The following is a 20425-nucleotide window of genomic DNA, read 5'->3' on the forward strand; positions in this document are numbered from 1 at the left end:
CACGCTACCGCTGCGCACCCCCGCAGCGGCACCCCGGGCCGCCGCGCGCGGATCCCGATGACTTCTGGTTTGCGCCGCCGTACGCTCTTTGTCCATGAGCGCGCTCACCTGGGCGGTCGCCGCGGTCGTCACCGACGACACCGGCCGGGTGCTGCTCTGCCGCCAGGGCCGGGGCCAGCGCCGGTACGCGTTGCCCGGCGGCCGGCTGCGACCGGCGGAGAGCCCGGTGCGGGCGGCGCTGCGGGACATCCGCGCCGAGATCGGCTGGGAGATCGACCTGGTGGACCTGGTGGGCGTCTACCACCTCGGCGGCCCGACGACGCACGCGCGGGCCGGGCGGGCCGGGCCGCTGCCGGACATCCTGGTGCACGTGTTCCGCGCGCGTGCCGCCGAGGGGCGACCGAACGCCGAGCCGCCGCCGGGCTGCCGGCTGTCCTGGCACACCCCCGGCGCGCTACCCGAGGCCGTCACCCCGCTCACCCGGGCGGCCGTCACCGACGCGCTCGCCGGCCGCTCCGGCGTCCTGCGGAGCGTCCTCCGCTCACCAGACACCGCCGACGAAGGCCAGCCAACCGACGCAGGCCGCCCGACCGACGAAGGCCGCCCGGCTGAGGATCACGATGGGCGGCCGAGGGCTGGGCAACCGCCGGAGCAGCGCGGCGAAGCGCCCGCGGACCCCTCCCTCCTGCCCTGAGCTTTGTATTGCCCTCCGACGCCGCGTTGGTCCCCGGCGTCGCGTTGGTCCCCGGCGCCGATTGCCGCTGGTGCCGGCCACGCATGGGCCAGCACGAGTCGTGGTAGCGCGCCCCCCGGCAGACCGCACACATGCTGGAGAGCGGTATACCTGTGAGTCATATCTATGACTCACAGGTATACCGCTCTTGAGGAAACGGCACGCCCGGCGGCTCACGTCATGCGTTGAGCCGGTCGGTCCACCTCTGCCGGGCCGCGCCACGAACCGGGCGTGCCAGCGCAGAGGGCAGCTGCGGGGGCAGGCCCGGCAGCGAAAGTCCCAGCGAGATGGCTCAGCGGGCGGGGTTGCGGACGCCCTCGGCGAGTTCGGCGCTCAGCGTGCGCAGCGCGGCCAGCCCCTCGGCCTCGGAGGGGGCATCGAGCACGCAACGGACGAGTGCGCTGCCGACGATCACCCCGTCGGCGTAGCCGGCGACGGTGCTGGCCTGCGCGCCGGTGCCCACGCCCAGGCCGACACCGACGGGCAGGTCGGTGACCGCCCGCACCCGCGAGACCAGCGTGGGGGCGGCGTCGGAGGTACGCGCCCGGGCGCCGGTCACCCCCATCACGGCGGTGGCGTAGACGAAGCCCCGGCAGTTGTCCACCGTCATCGCCACCCGGGCGTCGGTGGACGACGGCGACACCAGGAAGGTGCGGTCCAGGCCGTGCGCGTCAGAGGCGGCCAGCCACTCGGCCGCCTCGTCGGGGATGAGGTCCGGCGTGATCAGGCCGGTGCCGCCGGCGGCGGCGAGGTCGCGGGCGAACACGTCCACGCCGTACCGCTCGATGGGGTTCCAGTAGGTCATCGTGACGACCGGCGTGCCGGTCGCCGCGACCGCTTCGATGATGCGCAGCGTGTCGGCCGTGCGGACGCCGCCGGCCAGCGCGATGTCGCTGGCCTTCTGGATGACCGGGCCGTCCATCACCGGATCGGAGTACGGGATCTCCACCTCGATGACGTCGACGCCGGCCTCGACCATCGCCGTCATGGCCGCGATGCTGCCCTTGACGGTCGGGAACCCGGCCGGCATGCAGCCCACCAGCACGGCCCGCCCGTCGGCCCGCGCCTTGTCGAAGGCCACCCCGATGCGGCTCATCTCAGTGCTCCTTGTCGAGGATGCCGAAGTAGTCCCCGGCGGTGTGCACGTCCTTGTCGCCCCGCCCGGACAGGTTGACCACGATGGTGGGCTCCCGGCCCAGCTCGGCGGCCAGCTTCGGCGCCAGCGTGACGGTGCCGGCGAGGGCGTGCGCGCTCTCGATCGCCGGGATGATGCCCTCGGTACGGCAGAGCAGTTCGAACGCGGCCATCGCCTCGGCGTCGGTGACGGGCAGGTAGCTGGCCCGGCCGGTGTCGTGCAGCCAGGCGTGCTCGGGCCCGACGCCGGGGTAGTCCAGGCCCGCGGAGATCGAGTGCGACTCCAGCGTCTGCCCGTCGGCGTCCTGCAGCACGTACGTGCGAGCGCCGTGCAGCACGCCCGCCGACCCGCCGGTGATGCTCGCGGCGTGCCGACTGGTGGTCACCCCTTCGCCGCCGGCCTCGAAGCCGTAGAGCCGCACGTCCTCGTCGGGAACGAAGGCGTGGAAGATGCCCAGCGCGTTGGAGCCGCCGCCGACGCAGGCGGTGACGGCGTCCGGCAGCGCGCCGGTCAGGTCGAGGCACTGCTGGCGGGCCTCGTCACCGATGCCCCGGACGAAGTCACGGACCATCGCCGGGAACGGGTGCGGTCCGGCGGCGGTGCCGATCAGGTAGTGGGTCTCGTCGACGTTCGCCACCCAGTCGCGCATCGCCTCGTTCATCGCGTCCTTGAGGGTCCGCGAGCCGGTGGTGACCGGGACGACAGTGGCGCCGAGCATCCGCATCCGGGCCACGTTGAGCGCCTGCCGCTCGGTGTCGACCTCGCCCATGTAGACCACGCACTCCAGGTCGAACAGGGCGGCGGCGGTAGCGGTGGCGACGCCGTGCTGGCCCGCACCGGTCTCGGCGATCACCCGCGTCTTGCCCATCCGCTTGGTGAGCAGTGCCTGGCCGAGCACGTTGCGCACCTTGTGGGCGCCTGTGTGGTTGAGGTCCTCACGCTTGAGCAGCACCCGCGCGCCGAGCTTCGCCGAGAACCGCCGGGCCTCGTAGAGCAGCGACGGCGTGCCCGCGTAGTCGCGCAGCAGCGCCCCGAACTCGGCCCGGAAGGACTCGTCCGCGATCGCCGTACGCCACGCCCCGTCGAGCTCGTCAAGCGCGGCCACCAGGGCCTCGGGCACGAACCGACCGCCGAAGCGGCCGAAGTGGCCGGCGGAGTCGGGCTGCGAGCCGGCCACCGGGGCCAGCGCATCGGCGCTCATCGGAACATCCTCTCGGTGGGGCGTCACACCGGCGCGGGTCAGCGCACCGGCCGGGGCGTCGCCGGGTGGTTGCCGGCGTTGACCAGTTCGGCCACCGCCTCGCGTGGGCTCTTCTGGGTGACCAGGCCCTCGCCGACGAGAACCGCGTCCGCGCCCGCGGAGGCGTACCGGATCAGGTCGTGCGGCCCGCGGACGCCGGACTCGGCGATCTTGACGACGCTGCTCGGCAGGCCCGGCGCGATCCGCTCGAACACCGACCGATCCACCTGAAGGGTACGCAGGTCACGGGCGTTGACCCCGATCACCTGCGCGCCGGCCTCCAGGGCCCGGTCGGCCTCCTCCTCGTCGTGGACCTCGACCAGCGCGGTCATGCCCAGCGACTCGATCCGCTCCAGCAGGCCCATCAGCACGTTCTGCTCAAGGGCCGCCACGATCAGCAGGACCAGGTCGGCGCCGTGCGCGCGCGCCTCGTGCACCTGGTAGCTGGAGACCACGAAGTCCTTGCGCAGCACCGGCACGGTGACCGCGGCCCGCACGGCGGCCAGGTCGTCCAGCGACCCGCCGAACCAGCGACCCTCGGTCAGCACGCTGATGGCCCGCGCCCCGCCCGCCGCGTAGTCGACGGCGAGATCGGCCGGATCGGCGATCTCGGCCAGCCGGCCCTTGGACGGCGAGGAGCGCTTGACCTCGGCGATGACCGCGACGCCGGGCTTACGCAACGCCGCGTACGCGTCCAGCGGCGGCGGCGCCGCCGCGGCCAGCTCGCGGATCCGTTCCAACGGAACCTGTTCCTGGCGTCGGGCGACGTCCTCGCGCACGCCAGCCAGGATCTCGTCGAGCACGCTTACGGACGCCGCCTGACCGGCTTCGTCCCCCTCCGCGTGCGCATGCTCAGCAGTCACCAACGGACTCCCCTCTCCGGGTGTCATGGGCCGATGCTAGGGGCAGCCGACCGACGCCGGGAGCCGGGGGTATGGCGCTGCTCACGAAAAGGGCTGCGGCATAATGGCCGACTTGCCGTGAACGGGATGTCACGCAGCGCCACCTCCGGTATCGACCGCCGTCACACGACGGGAGCCCGGCGGCCCCGGTCGAACCGGGCCGACCCATCGATCATGCCACTGGTTCCGCCTCGCCGCCCGACGACAACGACACCGATCGATGCTGTGAGCAAGCTCAAGGCCGAACGGCCGGTCCCAGGTCGCGGGCATGGCGGGACAGTTGACCGGGCGGTCACCCCGGCGAAACGTCAGTCGGTCAGCATCGTCCTCGGGCAGACTCGATGACGCGCCTGCCCGACCGTCCGCCAACTCCTCGTGCGGGGTGACCCATGAGCACTGCCGAGTCGAACCCGAGCATCGGACTGACCACCATCTCGCGGACCGTGGCGTCGCTCGCCGTCGGCGTGGTGCACACCCTGGAGCGGGCCGTCGTCGGCGAGGGCCGGATGCGCACGGCACGCGGCAACGCCTGGGAGGCGGTCTGCGCCGACCGGGCCCGCGCCGACCGACGCGCCGAACTGGACCGCGTGGTGGCCGAGCTGACCGCCGCCCGGGCCGCCTCCGCCCGCCGGCAGCGCGAGCGTCAGCCGGTCGGCTGATCAGCCGGCTGTCGGGTCCTCGCCCCGGTCCAACGCGTCCCACGCCTCGGTGGTCCGCCGCCCGGCCATCCGGCCCGGTGGAGCGACAGTGGTGGGCGCACTCTCCGTGACGGTCCGTGTGGGCCGCTCGTACCGGGCGCCCATCGCCGGCCACCCGCCGCCCCGCAGCGCCGTCCACCCGCCGCCCACCGCGGCGAGCAGACCGCCGAGCAGGCAGAGCGCCGGCCACTGCCGGCTCACCACGCCGTCGAGATCGGCGACCAGCCCGTAAGCGCCACCGGCCGCCACCACCAGGCCCAGCGCGCCCAGCAGCACGCCCAGCAGCCGCCGCACCCGACCCCGGGTGGCAAGCACCGCGCCACCGCCGGCCAGCGTGACCAGCGCCAGCGCCGGCAGCCACGGCAGCAGAGCCGCCCCGCTGCGGGCGTCGCGCACCGGCGGCAACGGCGCCGGGCGCGCGGTCACCTCGACCGACCAGCCCCGGGTCGCCGCCCACAGCGCCAGGCCCGCCCCGGCCAGGCAGAGCAGCATGGCGTACGTCAACTGACGCCGACCCTCGACGCCCCGAGCCCCGGTCTCCGCCCGGCCGCCCCCGCTCATCGGGCCTGCCTTTCGTTCGCGACTGCGGGGCTCCGCTGCGCTGCACTCCTCGCGCTCACCGGGCCGGCCTCAGCGTTTCGGCGGCGGCTATCGCGGCCAGCACGGCGGCGGCCTTGTCGCGGGTCTCCTGCTCCTCGGCGGCCGGATCCGAGTCGGCGACCACACCCGCGCCGGCCTGCACGTAGGCGCGCCCGTCGCGGATCAGCGCGGTCCGGATGGCGATCGCCATGTCCAGATCGCCGCCGAACCCGAAGTAGCCGACCGTGCCGCCGTAGAGGCCACGCCGAACCGGCTCCAACTCCTCGATGATCTCCATGGCCCGTACCTTGGGCGCGCCGGAGAGCGTCCCCGCCGGGAAGGTCGCGGCGAGCGCGTCGAACGCCGATTGGTCGTCACGCAGCGTGCCGGTCACCGTGGAGACGATGTGCATCACGTGGCTGTACCGCTCGATTGTCGCGAACTCCGGCACCTGGACGCTGCCCGGCTCGCAGACCCGGCCCAGGTCGTTGCGGCCCAGGTCGACGAGCATCACGTGCTCGGCGCGCTCCTTGGGGTCGGCGAGCAGCTCGGCGGCGAGCGTGGCGTCGGCGGTCGCGGTGGCGCCGCGGGGCCGGGTGCCCGCGATCGGGTGCAGCAGCGCCCGGCGCCGCCCGTCGACGTCGGCGGTGACCTTCAGGTGCGCCTCCGGCGACGAGCCGACGATGTCGAACCCGTCGAAGCGCAGCAGGTACATGTACGGGCTGGGGTTGCTGGTGCGCAGCACCCGGTAGACGTCCAGCGGGTCGGCGCGCGTCGCCCGCTCGAAGCGCTGGGACAGCACGATCTGGAAGCACTCGCCCGCCCGGATCGCCTCCTTGGCGGCCTCCACCGCCTTCAGGTAGCCACCCTCGGGCGTACGACAGAGGACCTCACCGGCCGGTGGACGCTCGACCGTGGAGATCATCGGTGGGATGGGCCGGGACAGCGCCGTGGTCATCGCGTCGAGGCGGCCCACCGCGTGGTGGTACGCGGCGGTGACCTGCGCGTCGCGGCCCGGGGCGTCCAACGGCGGCAGCACCGCGTTGGCGACCAGGATCGCCGAGCCGTCGTAGTGGTCGAGCACCACCAGGTCGGTCGCGAGCATCATGCCCAGCTCCGGCACGCCGAGGTCGTTCTCGGTCAGCTCGGGCAGCCGCTCGAAGCGGCGGACGAGGTCGTAGCCGAGGTAGCCGACCATGCCCCCGGTCAGCGGGGGCAGACCGTCGGACGGGTCACCGAGCGGGCCGGCGAGCGCCGCGACGGTGTCCCGCAGCACCCGCACCGGGTCGCCGTCGGTGGGCAGCCCGGCCGGCGGCTGACCGAGCCAGGTCGCCACCCCGTCCCGCTCGACGAGGGTGGCGCTGCTGCGGACGCCGATGAACGAGTACCGCGACCAGGCCGTGCCCGCCGAGCCGACGCCCTGTTCGGCGGATTCGAGCAGGAACGTGCCGGGCCCGCCGGCGAGCTTGCGGTAGACACCCACCGGGGTCTCGGCGTCGGCCAGCAGACGTCGGGTGACAGGCACGACGCGCCAGCGGGCGGCCACGTCGGTGAACGTGGTCAGGTCGGGGCTCACCGCGCCGTCGGTCATGTGCCGGCCCCCGTCACGGGCAGCTCGGTGAAGAAGCAGGTCCGGTGCCCGGTGTGGCAGGCCGCGCCGACCTGGTCGACGCTCACCAGCAGCGCGTCGCCGTCGCAGTCCAGCGCGACCGAGCGCACGTACTGGTGGTGGCCGGAGGTCGCCCCCTTGACCCAGTACTCCCGACGGCTGCGCGACCAGTACGTGGCCCGGCCGGTGGTGAGGGTGCGGTGCAGCGCCTCGTCGTCCATCCAGGCCACCATCAGCACCTCGCCGGACTCGTGGGCGCGCACCACGGCGGCGACCAGGCCGTCGGCGGTGCGGCGCAGCCGGGCCGCGATGGCCGGGTCGAGCCGGGACGGGCGGGCCGGGGTCGACGCCGCCGGGCCGCTCGGATCGCTGGGGACGCCGGTCACCGGCGCGTCAGGTACGGGCACAGTTGCCCATTGTCCTGCACGCGGCGCGGGCACCGGCGACGACTCCCGTGGCGGGTTCGGCGGGTGGCCCACGGGCCGGGCGAGCTGGGCCACGTAGCGGTCCAGCCGGCCGTCGACGAGGGCGTCGGCCAGGTCGGCGCCGGCCACGTCGGCGATCTCGCCGGCGTACGGGCGGATCAACGGCAGGATCCCGGTGACGAGCCGCACGGCGGCGGCCCAGAGCTGCCCGGTGCCGCCCGGACGCAGCCCGAGGCAGAGCAGCATGTCGTCCCGGTAGCCGACGGGGGCGACCGGCAGCTCCAGGGCGGCCGCGAACGCCGCCCGGCGGGAGGACACCCGTACCGACGGGTTCGCCGGACGTAACACCGACGGGCAGAGTCGGGCGAGGTCCGCCACGGCGAGCCGGACTCCGAGGCGGTCGGCGGCGGCGCGGGCGGCGGCGGCCTTGCCGAGCATGGCGATCAGCTCCTCCAGCCGGGGTGGCTCGGCGGGCTGGCAGAGCACCGGCAGGTCGATCCGGGGCCGCCAGTGCGGGTCGGCCCAGAGCAGCCGGGCCGGCGCGGTGACCGGCAGCCCGAACGCCCAGTCGGCCGGTTCACCGAGCCGGTCCACCCAGGAGCGGACGTCGCGCGCGGCCACCGAGACGTGGGTGACCCGGCCGGCGGTCTCGGCCAGGTACGCGCGGCGGGCAGCGTACGGGGAGCCGCCGACCAGCACGTCGAGGTCGACGTCGCTGTGCGCGGTGGCGGCCCGTCGGGCGTGACTGCCGCGCAGCAGGATGCCGACCACCGGCCGTTCGGCGGCGTCCCGCAACCGCGCGGCCCAGTCCTCGAGAAACCCGCTGTGCGGTAACGGAGCGTGACCCACGGCGCCATCGTGCCGTACGCCCGATCGGTACGCAATGCCCGTTGCCGGACCTGCTGTCCGGTCCAGAGCCTACTGCCCGTTCTGCCGCTGGGCGCGACAGTGGGCGTCGACGCGGAGGTGGGCCGTTGCGCGGGCGGCGTTATCTCATCTAGCGTTGAGTTCAACAGACGATGAGTTTCTCGGAGGTGCGGAATGGACGACGCGATAACCGTCCGCGACCTGGTGGTCGACCGGGGCGGGCGGCGGGTGCTGGACGGCATCAGCTGTGCCGTTCCGCGCGGCGCCGTCACCGGGCTGCTGGGCCCCAGCGGCAGCGGCAAGACCACGTTCATGCGCGCGGTGGTCGGGGTGCAGGTGGTCAGCGCGGGGTCGGTGAGCGTGCTGGGCCAGCCGGCGGGCACTCCGGCGCTGCGGCACCGGGTGGGTTACCTCACCCAGGCGCCGAGCGTCTACGCCGACCTGACCGTCCGGGAGAACGCCCGCTACTTCGCGGCCCTGTACGGGCGTGGTCGCGCCGAGGCCGACCAGGCGGTCCGTGACGTCGGGCTGGCCGAGGCGGCCGGTCAACTGGTCGTCACCCTCTCCGGTGGCCAGCGCAGCCGGGCCTCGCTGGCCTGCGCCCTGGTCGGCGACCCGGAGCTGGTCATCCTGGACGAGCCGACCGTCGGTCAGGACCCGGTGCTGCGGGCCGACCTGTGGGCCCGGTTCCACGCCATGGCCGCCGCCGGCACCACCCTGCTGGTGTCCAGTCACGTGATGGACGAGGCGGCCCGCTGCGACCGGCTGCTGCTGATCCGGCAGGGGCGGCTGATCGCCGACGACAGCCCGGCCGCGATCCGCGCCGCCGCCGGCGTGGACGACCTCGACGAGGCGTTCCTGCGTCTGATCCGGGCCGGCGCAGGGGAGGAGTCATGAACCCGCGGATCCTGGCGGCCACCACCGGCCGCATCCTGCGCCAGCTCCGGCACGACCGGCGCACCATCGCGCTACTCGTGGTGGTGCCGGCCGTCCTGCTCACCCTTGTCTACTTCATGTACGTCGACCACCCGACCCCGCCGGGGCAGCCGTCGATGTTCGACCGGATCGCGCTGGTGATGCTGGGCATCTTCCCCTTCGTGATCATGTTCCTCGTCACCAGCATCGCGATGCTGCGGGAGCGCACCTCCGGCACCCTGGAACGGCTGCTCACCACCCCGTTGGGCAAGCTCGACCTGCTCTTCGGGTACGGCATCGCGTTCGGGCTGGCCGCCGCCGTGCAGGCCGCGGTCGCCGCCGCGGTGGCGTACTGGATATTCGACCTCAGCACCGTCGGGAGCAGTGGCCTGGTGATCGGGATCGCGGTGCTCGACGCGGTGCTCGGCGTCGCCCTCGGGCTGCTGTGCAGCGCCTTCGCCCGCACCGAGTTCCAGGCAGTACAGTTTCTGCCGGTCGTGGTGGTCCCTCAGCTGCTGCTCTGTGGGCTGTTCGTGGCCCGCGACCAGATGGCCGGCTGGCTCCAGGCGCTCAGTGACGCCTTCCCCCTGTCGTACGCCATCGAGGCGTTGCAGGAGGTCGGCGCCAACGCCGAGCCGACCGGCGTCCTGTGGCGGGACGTGGGTGTGGTGCTCGGCGCGGTGGTGCTGGCGCTGGTGCTCGCGGCGGCGACCCTGCGCCGGCGCACCGGCTGACCGACCGGCGGCGGTCCGCGCCCGCGGGCTGCCGCCAGCCGTCGGGCGACCGGCGGCGTGAGCGGACGAACGAAGGGCGGCGATGACGCGGCGGACCGGCCGGCGACCCGGCAACCCGGACACCCGGGAGTCGATTCTCGACGCGGCGCGGGCGGCGTTCGCCGAGCGCGGCTTCGACGCCGCCCCGATCCGCGGCATCGCCGCCGCCGCCGGGGTGGACCCGGCGCTCGTGCACCACTACTTCGGCAGCAAGGACCAGCTCTTCCTGGCCGCGATGAACTTCCCCGTCGACCCGGGCGAGATGCTGCCGAGGGTGCTCGCCGGTGACCGGGACGGCGTCGGTGAGCGGTTGGTGCGCACGTTCCTGAGCATCTGGGACTCCCCGGCCGGCAGCGCCGGGGTGGCGCTGCTGCGCTCGGCGGTGAGCAACGAGTGGACCGCGCGCCTGCTGCGGGAGTTCATCACCACGCAGGTGCTGCGCCGGGTGCTCGACCAGCTCGACGTCGCCCCGGCCGAACTGCCGCTGCGCGGCTCGCTTGTCGCCACCCAGCTGATCGGGCTGGCGATGATCCGGCACGTGGTGCGCATGGAGCCGGTGGCGTCCGCCGACCCGGAGACCCTGGTCGCCGCCATCGGCCCCACCATCCAGCGGTACGTCACCGGAGAGTTGCCGGCCTAGAGGTCAGCGGGGCGGGTGGGCGTCGGCGGGCCGACGCAGCGGCGGCAGCAGCCGCCCCAGCTCGTCCGGGTCGGCGACCGGACCCGGGAACGCCAGCCGGACGCGCCGCCGTGCGCCGGGTCGCCCGAGGGCGACAACCAGGCCGTACCTGTCGATGCGCACCACCCGCGGTGGCCCGTCCGGGGTCTGCTCGGTCAACCCGAGCTGCCGGCGCAGGTAGTGGGTCACCTGGTCGGCGTCGCGCTCGGCGAGGCCGGCCAGCAGCAGCGCCTCGAACGGGTGCACCGGGTCCGGCTCGGCCTCGGCGTACTCCCCCGGGTCGATCCGGTGCACGACGCCGGCCCGCTCCCAGCGGACCTCGGCCACCTCGAAGCGGAACAGCCGGAACCGGACGCCCACGTCGAGCAGGTCGCCGGTCGGCTCGACCGCGGCGAAGTCGACAGCGGCGCGGCGCGCCTCCTCGCCGTGCAGCTCGGCCGCCCAGCCGGAGACCCAGGCCCGCCCGAGCCCGGGAGAGCCGGCCGCGGGCGGCAGGTCGAGGACGTCCAGGACCACGGCGACGTCGGCGCCTCCGGCGACCGGTTGCAGCGCGGCGCCCAGGTGACTGGCCACCGGCACCAGCAGCAGCACCCGGCCGTCGGGATCGGTCACGTGCCGGGCGTGGTGCGGGCCCGGCCGGCGGGCCAGGTGGACGAGACCGGGCAGCCGACCGGCGACGAGGGTACGAACGATCTCGGCGGGGCTGGGCCGCATGGCGCGACCTCCTTAAGAGGTTAGGCTTACCTAACCCGGAGCGTAGAGCACCCGGACCACGCCGTCCACCAGCCCATGCACCTCGTTACCGGGTCTGCTCCAGCCAGGAGGCGTACAGCAGCCCGTAGACCGAGTCGGCGTCGTGCACCAACTCGTCGTGCGGGCCGCGCTGCACGATGCGCCCCCGGTCCACCACGATCACCTCGTCGGCCGCCTGGGCGGTGGAGAGCCGGTGCGCGATGGCGAGCGTCGTGCGACCCCGCGTGACGGCGTCCAGGGTGCGTTGCAGCCGCACCTCGGTCGCCGGGTCCACCGCGCTCGTCGCCTCGTCCAGCACCAGCAGGTCCGGGTCGGCCACGTACGCCCGGGCCAGCGCGACGAGCTGCCGCTCCCCGACGCTCAGCGCCTCGCCACGCTCCCCGACCGGCGTGTCCAGGCCGGCGGGCAGACCATCCAACCAGTCCGCCAGGCCCAGCTCCGTGAACGCGGCGCCGAGCTGCTCGTCGGTCAGCTCCGGCCGGGCGAACCGCACGTTGTCCCCCACCGTCGCGTCGAAGAGGAACCCGTCCTGCGGCACCATCACCACCCGGGAACGCAACGAGTCGAACCGGACGTCCGCCAGCGGCACCCCGGACAACAGCACCGCTCCCGCCGACGGGTCCATCAGGCGGGTGAGCAGCTTCGCGAAGGTCGTCTTGCCGCTGCCCGTCTCACCCACCACCGCCACCCGGCTCTTCGCCGGGATCTCCAGGTCGATGTCGTGCAGCACGGCAGGGCCACCCGGATAGGCGAACCGCACCCCGGCGAACCGGATGTCCAACGGACCGGCCGGCAGGTCCCGCCCCTGCTCGCCCGGGTCCGCCACGTCCGGGGCGACGTCGAGCACGTCCAGCACCCGCCGCCAGCCCGCGATCGCGTTCTGCGCCTCGTTGAGCACCTCGGTGGCGATCTGCACCGGCTGGATGAACAGCGTCACCAGGAACAGGAAGGCGGTCAGCTGACCGATCGACAGCGTGCCGTCCACCCCCAGCGTCACCCCGAGCACCACCACGCCGGCCAGCGCCAACCCGGCCGCCAGCTCGCCGACCGAGCTGCCCACGATGCTGATCCGGATCGCCCGCTGCTGCGCCAGGCGCTGGTTGTCGATGGCGTCGTCCAGCCGCCGCGCGGTGCGCCCCGCGATGCCGTACGCCCGGATCACCGGCGCGCCCACGACGCTCTCGCCGATCGCGCCCAGCAACGTGCCGGTGCGCTGACGCACCGTCGCGTACGCCGCGCCGAGACGACGCTGCAACTGGCGGATGACGAGCACCGCCGGCAGGAACGCCGCCAGCACCACAAGGGTCAACTGCCAGGAGTACGCCAGCATGACGGCCGTCGTCACCACGAGCTGGCCCAGATTGACCAGCAGGATCACCCCGCCCCACTGGAGGAACTGGGTGATCTGGTCGACGTCGCTCGTCACCCGCGACACCAGCGAACCACGCCGCTCCGACTGCTGGTGCAACATCGACAGGTCGTGCACGTGCCGGAACGCCCGCGTCCGCACATTCGCCAGCGCCGTCTCGCTGACCGTGAACAGCCGGCGCATCATCAGGTAGCCGCAGGCCGTGGTGACCACCAGGATCGCCGCGGTGACCGCCACCACCGACCAGACCACGTCGAGGTTCAGACCACCAACGAGTCCCCGGTCGATGCCCTGCTGCACCGCCACCGGCACGGCGACCCGGCCCACCATGTAGACCAGGGCCAGGCCCAGGGTGGCCGCCAGGCCGGTCCGCAGCTCCGGGGAGAGCGCCAACCCCCGCCGCAGGGTCTGCCAGGTGGTCTCCGCCCGCGCGTCCCGCTCGTCGTTCGTCACCGTCGTACTCAATGGTCCACCTCGATCTCCAGGCCCGACGGCAGCTGCGCCACCTCGTCGTCGTACGCGCGCTCCTGCGCACGGTCGACCTCCGCCTGCTCGTACGCGGTGACCAGGTCCACGTAGCCCGCGACGGTGGCCAGCAGCTCGCTGTGCGTGCCCCGGGCGACCACCCGGCCCTGCTCCACGTAGACGACCTCGTCGGCGAGGGCGATCGTCGCCCGGCGGTACGCCACCACGAGGATCGACGCGGCCGGCACTCCCGGCTCACCCGCCGACGCCCGCAGACCGGCGAGGATGGCCGCCTCCACGCGGGGGTCCACGGCGCTCGTCGCGTCGTCGAGCACCAGCAGGCGTGGCCGCCCGGCCAGCGCGCGGGCCAGCGTGAGCCGCTGCCGCTGGCCGCCGGAGAGCGAGGTGCCCCGCTCGCCGACCATCGTGTCCAGCCCGTCGGGCAGCGCGGCGACGAACCCGTCCGCCTCGGCCAGGCGCAGCGCGGCCCAGACGTCCTCGTCGTCGATGCCCGCCCGGTCCAGGGCGACGTTGGCCCGCACCGTGTCGTCGAAGACGAACGGCACCTGCGCCACCAGGGCGACCGTGCCGGCCAGCGACGCGGCGGTCAGGTCACGCACGTCCACGCCGTCCAGCTCGACGGTCCCGGAGTCCGGGTCGACCAGGCGGACGGCCAGCGAGGCGATGGTGGACTTCCCGGCGCCGGTCGGCCCGACCAGGGCGACCGTGCGCCCGGCCGGCACGGTGAAGCCGACCTCGCCGAGCACCTGCGCGCCGGGCTGGTGCGCCTCGGCCGGCGGGTAGGAGAAGTGCACGTCGGTGAACGTGAGCGTGGCCGGCCCCGAGAGCGCCGGGTCGAGCACACGCTGCCCGTACGGCATCTCGCCGGTGGCGTCGAGCACCCGGCGCACCCGGTCCCAGCCGGCGACGCTGCGCGGCAGCTCGGCCAGCACCCAGCCGATGGCCCGCACCGGAAAGGCCAGCACGGTGAAGAGGAAGGCGACGCTTACCAGCTCGGTGACGTTTATCGCGCCCTGACGCAGGCGGAACGCGCCGACCACCAGCACCGCCAGGGTGCCGAGGCTGGGCAGCGTCTCCAGCAGCGGGTCGAAGACGCCCCGCAGCCGGCCGACCGCGATCAACGCGTCGCGAAGCTCGCCGGCGCGACCGGCGAACCGGGCCGTCTCCTGCGCCTCGCGGCCCATCGTCTTGACCACCAACGCGCCGTCGAAGCTCTCGTGCGCGATGCCACTGACCTCGGCGCGCAACCGCTGCGCCCGGGCCTGCCGGGGTGCCATCCGGCGCGAGTAGACCACGTTGAGCGCGAACAGCGCGGGAAAGACAGCGAGGCCGACCAGGGCGAGGGCCCAGTCGGTGACGAACAGCGAGACGATCGCGCCGACAAGCATCACCAGGGTGCCCACCGCGAAGGGCAGCGGGGCGATCGGGTACCAGGCCGCCTCCACGTCCGAGTTGGCGTTGGACAGCAGTGTGCCGGTGGCGTTGCGGTGGTGCCACGACAGCGGCAGGTCCAGATAGCGGCGGGTGACCCGACGGCGGTAGGCGGCCTGGAGCCGGTACTGCATGTAACCGGCGCCGAGCCGCCGGCCGAAGATGCCCACCACCCGCAGCACGCTGATCCCGAACAGGGCGACAGCCGCCAGCGCCAGGGTGCCGACGCCCACCTCGCCCCGCGCGATGGCCGGCACCACCACGTCACCGACCACCGCGCCCACCACGTACGCGCTGACGATGACCATCGAGCCGAACAGCACACTGCCGACCACGGCAACCGCGAAGATCCGCGGCTGCTCCCGGATCGCCTGCCGCAGAACCCCCAGCCCTCTGCCGAGCACGTCCCGACTTGTCCTGCTCGCCACGCTCTCCCCCGCCGTAAGCCACAATTATCTCCCTCATCCTTACCGGTGCGGGCCGGTGCCGCCGACCCGGACGGGATATGTCGACCGTCACGTACCGGACGTCCTCGCTTCGGGGACGCGACCCGGCGTCCGCCGGCGCGCGGCGGCGGGTGCGCGGGCCTACGATCGGGCCATGTCGCGGTACGCCCGAGCCGAGCGCGAGGCGCTGGCCGATCTCCTCCTGGCCCTCGGGCCCGACGCGCCGACGATCAACGAGGGCTGGGCGACCCGTGACCTCGCCGCGCACCTGGTGTTGCGGGAGCGTCGACCGGACGCGGCCGGCGGGATCCTGCTGGCGCCGTTGCGGGGGCACGCCGAACGGGTCCGCCGCCGGCTGGCCGCCGGGCCCTACCCCGAGCTGGTGGCGCAGGTGCGGCGGCCGCCGGTGTGGAGCCCGATCAGCAATCCGCTTACCGACGAGCTGGTCAACACGGTGGAGTTCTTCATCCACCACGAGGACGTGCGGCGAGCCGTCCCGGGATGGCAGCCGCGCGAGCTGTCCCGCGGCCTGCAGGCCACCCTGTGGAAACGGGCCGCCCCGCTGGCCCGGCTGACCCTGCGCCGCTTCCCGGCGGACCTCTACGTGCAGGCGCCCGGGTACGGCGAGGTCTCCGTCGGCCGTGGCGGCGAGCGGCTGCGGGTGGTGGGCGCCCCCGCCGAGTTGACCCTGTTCCTCTCCGGTCGCCAGCGGGTGGCCCGGGTTCAACTGGACGGTTCGCCGACGTCCGCGCGGCAGCTCCGCAACGCCAGCCTGGGCATGTGACTTACTGCACCTAATCGGTCACACGAAGGCGGGCATTTGCCGCAGTCCCAGCGATGCGCGCCGATACCTCCTCCCGTACGCTTCAGCGCGCCGTTCCGCGCCGGGGCGGCACGATGTGGGGGCACACGATGCGGAGCTTCGCGATCTCGGCGCTACGGGAACCCTCCTTCACGGCGGGGCGCCACAAGTCCACGGATCGGGTGGCCAGCGAGAGCGTCGAGTGGGCGCGCGCGTTCGGCCTGGTCGATTCCGGTCATCAGGTACATCGACTACAACGGGCGGACGCCGCCGGTCTGGCCGGCCGAGCCTGCCCGGTAGGGCCGACGCAGGGACTGCGGCTCCTCACCGATCTGATCTCCTGGCTCTTCGTCATGGACGACACCTGCGACGAGGACGGCCTCGGTGCGGACCCGGGCCGGCTGGCGCCCGTCGTCGCCGCCCTGCTCGACGTGCTGGACCGGTGCGGGGACCCGCTCGCGGCACTGCCGCCGGGCGCCGGCCAGTTGGGTGCCGCGTTGCACGACCTGTGCCGCCGGACCCGGGCACAGGGCCGGGCGCCCCTGTTGCTGCGCTTCGTCAGTCAGGTGCGCCAGTACCTGCTGGCACTGCTCTGGGAGGCCGCCAACCGGGAGCGCCGGCGGGTGCCGGGGGTGACGGAGTACGTCCAACTGCGTCGGCACATCGGTGGCGTACACCCCTGCCTCACCCTGACCGACCTGGCGTCGGAGCAGCCACCCGGGCCGACCCGGCGTGCCGATCCGGCGCTCACCGCCCTGGACCTGCTGGCCGTGGACCTGATCTGCTGGTGCAACGACCTCTTCTCGTACGGCAAGGAGAGCCGGACCGACCCGGACGCGCACAATCTGGTGACGGTCATCGCCCAGGAGGACGGCCTGGCCGAGGCGGACGCGCTGCGGGCGGCGGCCGACCGTTTCAACAGGGGGTTGGCGGCGTACCTGGCGGCGGAGGAGAGGTTGCTGGCCAGCGGTGTCGAGGCGTTGCGCCCGCCGCTGGCCGCGCGACGCAACTGGGTCCGGGCCACCTACGACTGGTCAGTCGTGGCTGCCCGCTACGCCTGATCGGGGGCGCCGGCCGGCGGGACGGGGGCGCCGGTCGATCACCCGCACTAGCCGATGCCCGGTGCCAGGCAATACTCTTCGGTAACCACTATGACGTGACGACCGTCACGCCACCACCCCCGAAGGCGGCTACAGCGATGGCTCTCGATGTACCGTACCGTTCCATCCCGGACATGTTCCTCAAGCGCGTGGCGGCCACCCCCGACCAGCACGCGTTCGCGTCCCCGACCCCCGACGACTCGGGCCCCGACTGGCTGACCTGGGAGCAGGTCGGCCAGCGCGCCAAGGCCGTCGCCGCCGGCCTGCACGCGCTCGGCGTCGGCCAGGAGAATCCCGTCGCCATCCTCGCCAACACCCGGCTGGACTGGGTGGTCGCCGACCTCGGCATCATGTGCGCCGGCGGGGCGACCACCACCGTCTACCCGACCACCGAGCCGGCGGACGCGACATACATCATCGCTGACTCCGCCTCGCGGGTGCTCTTCGCGGAGAACCCGGCGCAGGCCGCCAAGATCGCCGGAGCGGACCTGCCGGCGCTCACCCACGTGGTGCTCTTCGACGGCACCCCGGACCCGACCGCCGCGGTGCCCCAGCTCAGCCTGGCCGACCTGGAGGAGCGGGGCGCCCAGGCGCTGGCGGCCGAGCCCGATCTGATCGACATGCTGGTGGCCGGCATCGGCCCGGACCACCTGGCCACGCTGATCTACACCTCCGGCACCACGGGCCAGCCCAAGGGTGTCGAGCTGCTGCACGGCGGCTGGTGCTGGGAGGCCGTGGCGCAGGCCGAGGTCGGGCTGCTGCGCGACGACGACCTGCAGTACCTGTGGCTGCCGCTGGCCCACTCGTTCGGCAAGACGCTGCTCTGCGGTGCGATCCACGTCGGCCTGCCCACCTACGTCGACGGGCGGGTGGAGAAGCTTGTCGACCTGCTCGCGGTGATCCGGCCGACCCTGATGTGCGGCGCTCCCCGGGTCTTCGAGAAGGTCTACAACCGGGCGGTGACCACCGCGCAGGGCGCCGGCGGCGCGAAGGCGAAGATCTTCGCCTGGGGTGTCCAGGTCGGCAAGGAGAAGGTCGCCCTGGAGCAGGCCGGCAAGCCGGTGCCGGCCGGGTTGAAGCTGCGCTACGGGCTGGCCGAGAAGCTGGTGTTCAGCAAGCTCCAGGCCCGCCTCGGCGGCCGGATGCGGGTGCTGGTGTCCGGTGCGGCTCCGCTCAGCCCGGAGATCGCCACCTTCTTCGCCGCCGCCAACCTGCCGATCTCCGAGGGCTACGGCCTCACCGAGACCAGCGCCGGCAACTTCGTCAACCCGCCCTCCGGACTGCGGATCGGCACGGTCGGGCAGGCGATGGGCGATCTGGAGTGCAGGATCGACAGCGACGGCGAGATCCTGGTCCGTGGCCGGCCGGTCATGCGCGGCTACCACAACCTGCCGGAGGAGACCGCCGCCGCGTTCACCGAGGACGGCTTCTTCCGCACCGGTGACATCGGCAGCCTGGACGAGCAGGGCTACCTGCGCATCACCGACCGCAAGAAGGACCTGGTCAAGACCTCGGGCGGCAAGTACATCGCACCCTCGCACATCGAGGGGATGTTCAAGGCCATCTGCCCGTACACCTCGCAGGCGGTCGTGGTCGGTCAGGCCCGCAACTTCTGCACGATGCTCGTCACGCTGGACCCGGACGCCATCCGGGGCTGGGTGGCCGGCGGCCCGCTGGAGGGCCGCGACTACACCGAGATCGTCGCCTCGCCGGAGGCGCAGGCGATGGTCGAGGAGTACGTCGCCCAGCTCAACGCCAAGCTCAACCGCTGGGAGACGATCAAGAAGGTGGCGATCCTGCCGCGCGACCTGACCATCGAGGACGGCGAGATCACCCCATCGTTGAAGATCAAGCGGCGTGGTGTGGAGAGCAACTTCGCCGCCGAGATCGACAAGTTGTACGCCGGCACCCTCGCCGAGCTGTAGAAACCTGCCGCCGGTGGCCCCGCACCCGTCCGGGTGTGGGGCCACCGGCGTGTGTGTCGGGGGCTCAGGCGATGACGGACGGCTCCCGCCAGCGCTGCCGGCCGGTCCGATCCAGGTCGTAGCGGACCGTGGCGATCCGCTCCACGGCCTCCACCAGGTCGGCGGCCGGCAGGGTGAACGGCAGCCGCAGGAAGCGTTCCAGCGTGCCGTCCAGACCGAACCGGGGGCCGGGCGCGAGCCGGACGCCCACCTCCTCGGCGGCCCGGGCGAGCGCGCTGGAGACCGGGCCGTCCAGCTCGGCCCAGAGGGTCACGCCGCCGCGCGGCACTGTCACCCGCCAGTCCGGAAGTCGGTGCGCCAGCGCCTCCAGCAACGCGTCGCGCTGGGCGGTGAGCTGGGCCCGACGGTCCGCGACGATTGCCGCCGCGTCGCCGAGCAGGTGCACCGCGACCAACTGGTCGAGCACCGGGCTGGACATGTCCATGCCGACCCGGACTGCGGCCAGCCGCTGCACCTGCGGCGCGGAGGCGCGTACCCAGCCGATCCGCAGGCCACCCCAGTACGGCTTGCTCATCCCGCCGATGCTGACCACCCGGGAGTGCCTGTCGAACGTGGCCGTGGGCGGGGGCAGCTCGGTGCCGTCCAGCGGCAGGTCCACGAAGGACTCGTCGACGATCAGGTCGGTGCCGACGGCGTGGGCGGCCGCGACCACCCGCTCGCGCAACGCGGACGGCATCAGGTGCCCGGTCGGGTTCTGGAACTCCGGAATCAGGTACGCCAGCTTGGGCCGGGTCTGCCGCAGGCTGCCCAGCAGCAGGTCGGGCTCCCAGCCACCGGCGTCGGCGGACAGCCCGTGAGTTGTGATCCGGGCCCGTCTGCTGCCCAGCGCGGCGAGCGCGTTGGGGTAGGTCGGGGACTCCACCAGAACGCTCCCGCCGGGTGCCAGGGCGAGGCGCAGCACCAGGTCCAGGGCGTGCTGGGTGCCGCTGGTGACCATGATCTGGTCAGCCGAGGTGGGCAGCCCGCGGGCGGTGTAGCCGGCGGCCACCGCCTCGCGCAGCTCGCCGATCCCGGTCGGGTGGTAGCCGGCCCCGCCCAGGTAGCGGGGCAGATCCTCGGCGGCGGCCCGCGCGGCGCCGAGTAGCTGCGGTGGGGCGGCCAGCGCGGCGACACCAAGGTCGATCATCTCCCGGTCGTCCAGCGGGGTCCACAGACCCGTGCTGGCGACCCGGTGGTTGCCGGGCAGCATCGTCCAGCTGCCGGCGCCCCGGCGACTGGCCAGGTGCCCGGTCTCGCGCAGCTCCCGGTAGGCGGCGGTGACCGTGGTGCGGCTGATCCGCAGCGCCTCGGCCAGCTCGCGTTCCGCCGGGAGGCGGACACCCAGGGGAAGCCGGGCGTCGGCGAGCAGGCCACGCACCGCGCCGGCCAGGGCGGCGTAGTCGGGACTGCGACGACGGCCCGGCAGCGCGTGCCACTGCCCCAGCAACCGGGCCAATTGGACGCCTCGCACCTGACCTGTCATGGCCACTCCTCGGATATTGGCTTCTTCCTCCGGGAG

General features: G+C 73.6%; 18 protein-coding genes and 1 pseudogene. 8 read left to right on the forward strand and 11 right to left on the reverse strand.

All coding sequences use genetic code 11. From position 1 onward, the window contains the following. Positions 1 to 94: 94 nt before the first annotated feature. Positions 95 to 694 carry an NUDIX hydrolase gene (locus MILUP08_RS25010; RefSeq protein WP_007462917.1) on the forward strand — a complete coding sequence of 200 codons (600 nt, stop codon included), beginning with the start codon at positions 95 to 97 and terminating at the stop codon, positions 692 to 694. 331 nt (positions 695 to 1025) lie between these two features. Here MILUP08_RS25010 and trpA read toward each other — a convergent pair whose 3' ends face one another. The 3 genes from trpA to trpC are packed head-to-tail and all read right to left on the reverse strand — an operon-like array spanning position 1026 to position 3911. After that, positions 1026 to 1829 (reverse strand): tryptophan synthase subunit alpha, encoded by an 804-nt coding sequence (gene trpA / locus MILUP08_RS25015; RefSeq protein WP_007462919.1) that lies wholly within the window; start codon positions 1827 to 1829, stop codon positions 1026 to 1028. Position 1830: 1 nt separating this feature from the next. After that, positions 1831 to 3069: a tryptophan synthase subunit beta gene (trpB, locus tag MILUP08_RS25020; RefSeq protein ID WP_007462921.1), complete on the reverse strand. Its 1239-nt coding sequence runs from the start codon at positions 3067 to 3069 to the stop codon at positions 1831 to 1833. Positions 3070 to 3107: 38 nt separating this feature from the next. Further along, entirely contained in the window at positions 3108 to 3911 is an 804-nt protein-coding gene (trpC, locus tag MILUP08_RS25025; RefSeq protein WP_039906616.1) for an indole-3-glycerol phosphate synthase TrpC, read from the reverse strand. A gap of 488 nt (positions 3912 to 4399) precedes the next feature. Here trpC and MILUP08_RS25030 point away from each other — a divergent pair, with 488 nt between their 5' ends. Then, the gene (locus MILUP08_RS25030) at positions 4400 to 4669 is read left to right on the forward strand and encodes a hypothetical protein (RefSeq protein ID WP_007462925.1); all 270 of its coding nucleotides are present in this window, start codon (positions 4400 to 4402) and stop codon (positions 4667 to 4669) included. On the opposite strand, the gene MILUP08_RS25035 is transcribed toward MILUP08_RS25030, so the two are convergent. The 4 genes and pseudogenes from MILUP08_RS25035 to MILUP08_RS37345 form a co-directional block, all read right to left on the reverse strand. Further along, a complete protein-coding gene (locus tag MILUP08_RS25035; RefSeq protein ID WP_007462927.1) occupies positions 4670 to 5269 on the reverse strand; it encodes a Trp biosynthesis-associated membrane protein in 600 nt (199 codons plus the stop codon). It lies immediately after the preceding gene. Positions 5270 to 5324: 55 nt separating this feature from the next. Beyond that, positions 5325 to 6878, reverse strand: coding sequence for an anthranilate synthase component I (locus MILUP08_RS25040; RefSeq protein WP_007462928.1), 1554 nt, complete (start codon positions 6876 to 6878; stop codon positions 5325 to 5327). Beyond that, positions 6875 to 7303 (reverse strand): phosphoribosyl-AMP cyclohydrolase, encoded by a 429-nt coding sequence (hisI, locus tag MILUP08_RS36925; protein WP_039908765.1) that lies wholly within the window; start codon positions 7301 to 7303, stop codon positions 6875 to 6877. The genes MILUP08_RS25040 and hisI overlap by 4 nt, the downstream gene beginning before the upstream one ends. Before the next feature lie 186 nt (positions 7304 to 7489). Further along, a pseudogene (locus MILUP08_RS37345) lies at positions 7490 to 8170 on the reverse strand (phosphoribosyl-AMP cyclohydrolase); the annotation flags it as partial. Positions 8171 to 8362: 192 nt separating this feature from the next. On the opposite strand from MILUP08_RS37345, the gene MILUP08_RS25050 reads away from it, so the two are divergent. The 3 genes from MILUP08_RS25050 to MILUP08_RS25060 all read left to right on the forward strand — a co-directional run bounded on the left by MILUP08_RS25050 (position 8363) and on the right by MILUP08_RS25060 (position 10516). Beyond that, the gene (locus MILUP08_RS25050) at positions 8363 to 9085 is read left to right on the forward strand and encodes an ABC transporter ATP-binding protein (RefSeq protein WP_007462932.1); all 723 of its coding nucleotides are present in this window, start codon (positions 8363 to 8365) and stop codon (positions 9083 to 9085) included. Beyond that, positions 9082 to 9837, forward strand: a complete 756-nt coding sequence (locus tag MILUP08_RS25055; protein WP_007462934.1) for an ABC transporter permease — start codon at positions 9082 to 9084, stop codon at positions 9835 to 9837. The genes MILUP08_RS25050 and MILUP08_RS25055 overlap by 4 nt, the downstream gene beginning before the upstream one ends. A gap of 82 nt (positions 9838 to 9919) precedes the next feature. Beyond that, a complete protein-coding gene (locus MILUP08_RS25060) occupies positions 9920 to 10516 on the forward strand; it encodes a TetR/AcrR family transcriptional regulator (RefSeq protein WP_007462936.1) in 597 nt (198 codons plus the stop codon). A 3-nt stretch (positions 10517 to 10519) separates the two neighbouring features. On the opposite strand, the gene MILUP08_RS25065 is transcribed toward MILUP08_RS25060, so the two are convergent. From MILUP08_RS25065 to MILUP08_RS25075, 3 genes are all read right to left on the reverse strand, one after another. After that, complete coding sequence (locus tag MILUP08_RS25065; RefSeq protein ID WP_007462938.1) at positions 10520 to 11269, reverse strand: DUF2470 domain-containing protein; 750 nt, start codon at positions 11267 to 11269, stop codon at positions 10520 to 10522. An 85-nt stretch (positions 11270 to 11354) separates the two neighbouring features. Then, positions 11355 to 13142 (reverse strand): ABC transporter ATP-binding protein, encoded by a 1788-nt coding sequence (locus tag MILUP08_RS25070; protein ID WP_051065807.1) that lies wholly within the window; start codon positions 13140 to 13142, stop codon positions 11355 to 11357. Then, positions 13139 to 15022, reverse strand: a complete 1884-nt coding sequence (locus MILUP08_RS25075; protein WP_051065808.1) for an ABC transporter ATP-binding protein — start codon at positions 15020 to 15022, stop codon at positions 13139 to 13141. Before MILUP08_RS25075 ends, MILUP08_RS25070 begins: the two co-directional genes overlap by 4 nt. A 172-nt stretch (positions 15023 to 15194) precedes the next feature. Here MILUP08_RS25075 and MILUP08_RS25080 point away from each other — a divergent pair, with 172 nt between their 5' ends. The 3 genes from MILUP08_RS25080 to MILUP08_RS25090 all read left to right on the forward strand — a co-directional run bounded on the left by MILUP08_RS25080 (position 15195) and on the right by MILUP08_RS25090 (position 18867). Then, on the forward strand, positions 15195 to 15824 hold the full coding sequence (locus MILUP08_RS25080; RefSeq protein WP_007462945.1) for a TIGR03085 family metal-binding protein: 630 nt from the start codon (positions 15195 to 15197) through the stop codon (positions 15822 to 15824). Positions 15825 to 15952: 128 nt separating this feature from the next. Continuing rightward, positions 15953 to 16903, forward strand: a complete 951-nt coding sequence (locus MILUP08_RS25085) for a terpene synthase family protein (protein ID WP_039906618.1) — start codon at positions 15953 to 15955, stop codon at positions 16901 to 16903. Positions 16904 to 17040: 137 nt separating this feature from the next. After that, the gene (locus MILUP08_RS25090) at positions 17041 to 18867 is read left to right on the forward strand and encodes an AMP-dependent synthetase/ligase (RefSeq protein WP_039906620.1); all 1827 of its coding nucleotides are present in this window, start codon (positions 17041 to 17043) and stop codon (positions 18865 to 18867) included. Positions 18868 to 18931: 64 nt separating this feature from the next. Here MILUP08_RS25090 and yczR read toward each other — a convergent pair whose 3' ends face one another. Then, the gene (gene yczR, locus MILUP08_RS25095) at positions 18932 to 20389 is read right to left on the reverse strand and encodes a MocR-like transcription factor YczR (RefSeq protein WP_007462951.1); all 1458 of its coding nucleotides are present in this window, start codon (positions 20387 to 20389) and stop codon (positions 18932 to 18934) included. Positions 20390 to 20425: the final 36 nt, after the last annotated feature.

Source organism: Micromonospora lupini str. Lupac 08 (genome assembly GCF_000297395.2).
GTDB classification, from domain to species: domain Bacteria; phylum Actinomycetota; class Actinomycetes; order Mycobacteriales; family Micromonosporaceae; genus Micromonospora; species Micromonospora lupini.

What these genes read in the sequence shown, in the direction of transcription:
- MILUP08_RS25060 (WP_007462936.1), top strand. Translation starts at nt 9,920, where the DNA reads ATGACGCGGCGGACCGGCCGGCGACCCGGCAACCCGGACACCCGGGAG.
- MILUP08_RS25065 (WP_007462938.1), bottom strand. Translation starts at nt 11,269, where the DNA reads ATGCGGCCCAGCCCCGCCGAGATCGTTCGTACCCTCGTCGCCGGTCGG.
- trpA (WP_007462919.1), bottom strand. Translation starts at nt 1,829, where the DNA reads ATGAGCCGCATCGGGGTGGCCTTCGACAAGGCGCGGGCCGACGGGCGG.
- yczR (WP_007462951.1), bottom strand. Translation starts at nt 20,389, where the DNA reads ATGACAGGTCAGGTGCGAGGCGTCCAATTGGCCCGGTTGCTGGGGCAG.
- MILUP08_RS25090 (WP_039906620.1), top strand. Translation starts at nt 17,041, where the DNA reads ATGGCTCTCGATGTACCGTACCGTTCCATCCCGGACATGTTCCTCAAG.
- MILUP08_RS25010 (WP_007462917.1), top strand. Translation starts at nt 95, where the DNA reads ATGAGCGCGCTCACCTGGGCGGTCGCCGCGGTCGTCACCGACGACACC.
- MILUP08_RS25030 (WP_007462925.1), top strand. Translation starts at nt 4,400, where the DNA reads ATGAGCACTGCCGAGTCGAACCCGAGCATCGGACTGACCACCATCTCG.
- MILUP08_RS25040 (WP_007462928.1), bottom strand. Translation starts at nt 6,878, where the DNA reads ATGACCGACGGCGCGGTGAGCCCCGACCTGACCACGTTCACCGACGTG.
- MILUP08_RS25055 (WP_007462934.1), top strand. Translation starts at nt 9,082, where the DNA reads ATGAACCCGCGGATCCTGGCGGCCACCACCGGCCGCATCCTGCGCCAG.
- MILUP08_RS25080 (WP_007462945.1), top strand. Translation starts at nt 15,195, where the DNA reads ATGTCGCGGTACGCCCGAGCCGAGCGCGAGGCGCTGGCCGATCTCCTC.
- MILUP08_RS25050 (WP_007462932.1), top strand. Translation starts at nt 8,363, where the DNA reads ATGGACGACGCGATAACCGTCCGCGACCTGGTGGTCGACCGGGGCGGG.
- trpB (WP_007462921.1), bottom strand. Translation starts at nt 3,069, where the DNA reads ATGAGCGCCGATGCGCTGGCCCCGGTGGCCGGCTCGCAGCCCGACTCC.
- MILUP08_RS25035 (WP_007462927.1), bottom strand. Translation starts at nt 5,269, where the DNA reads ATGAGCGGGGGCGGCCGGGCGGAGACCGGGGCTCGGGGCGTCGAGGGT.
- MILUP08_RS25085 (WP_039906618.1), top strand. Translation starts at nt 15,953, where the DNA reads ATGCGGAGCTTCGCGATCTCGGCGCTACGGGAACCCTCCTTCACGGCG.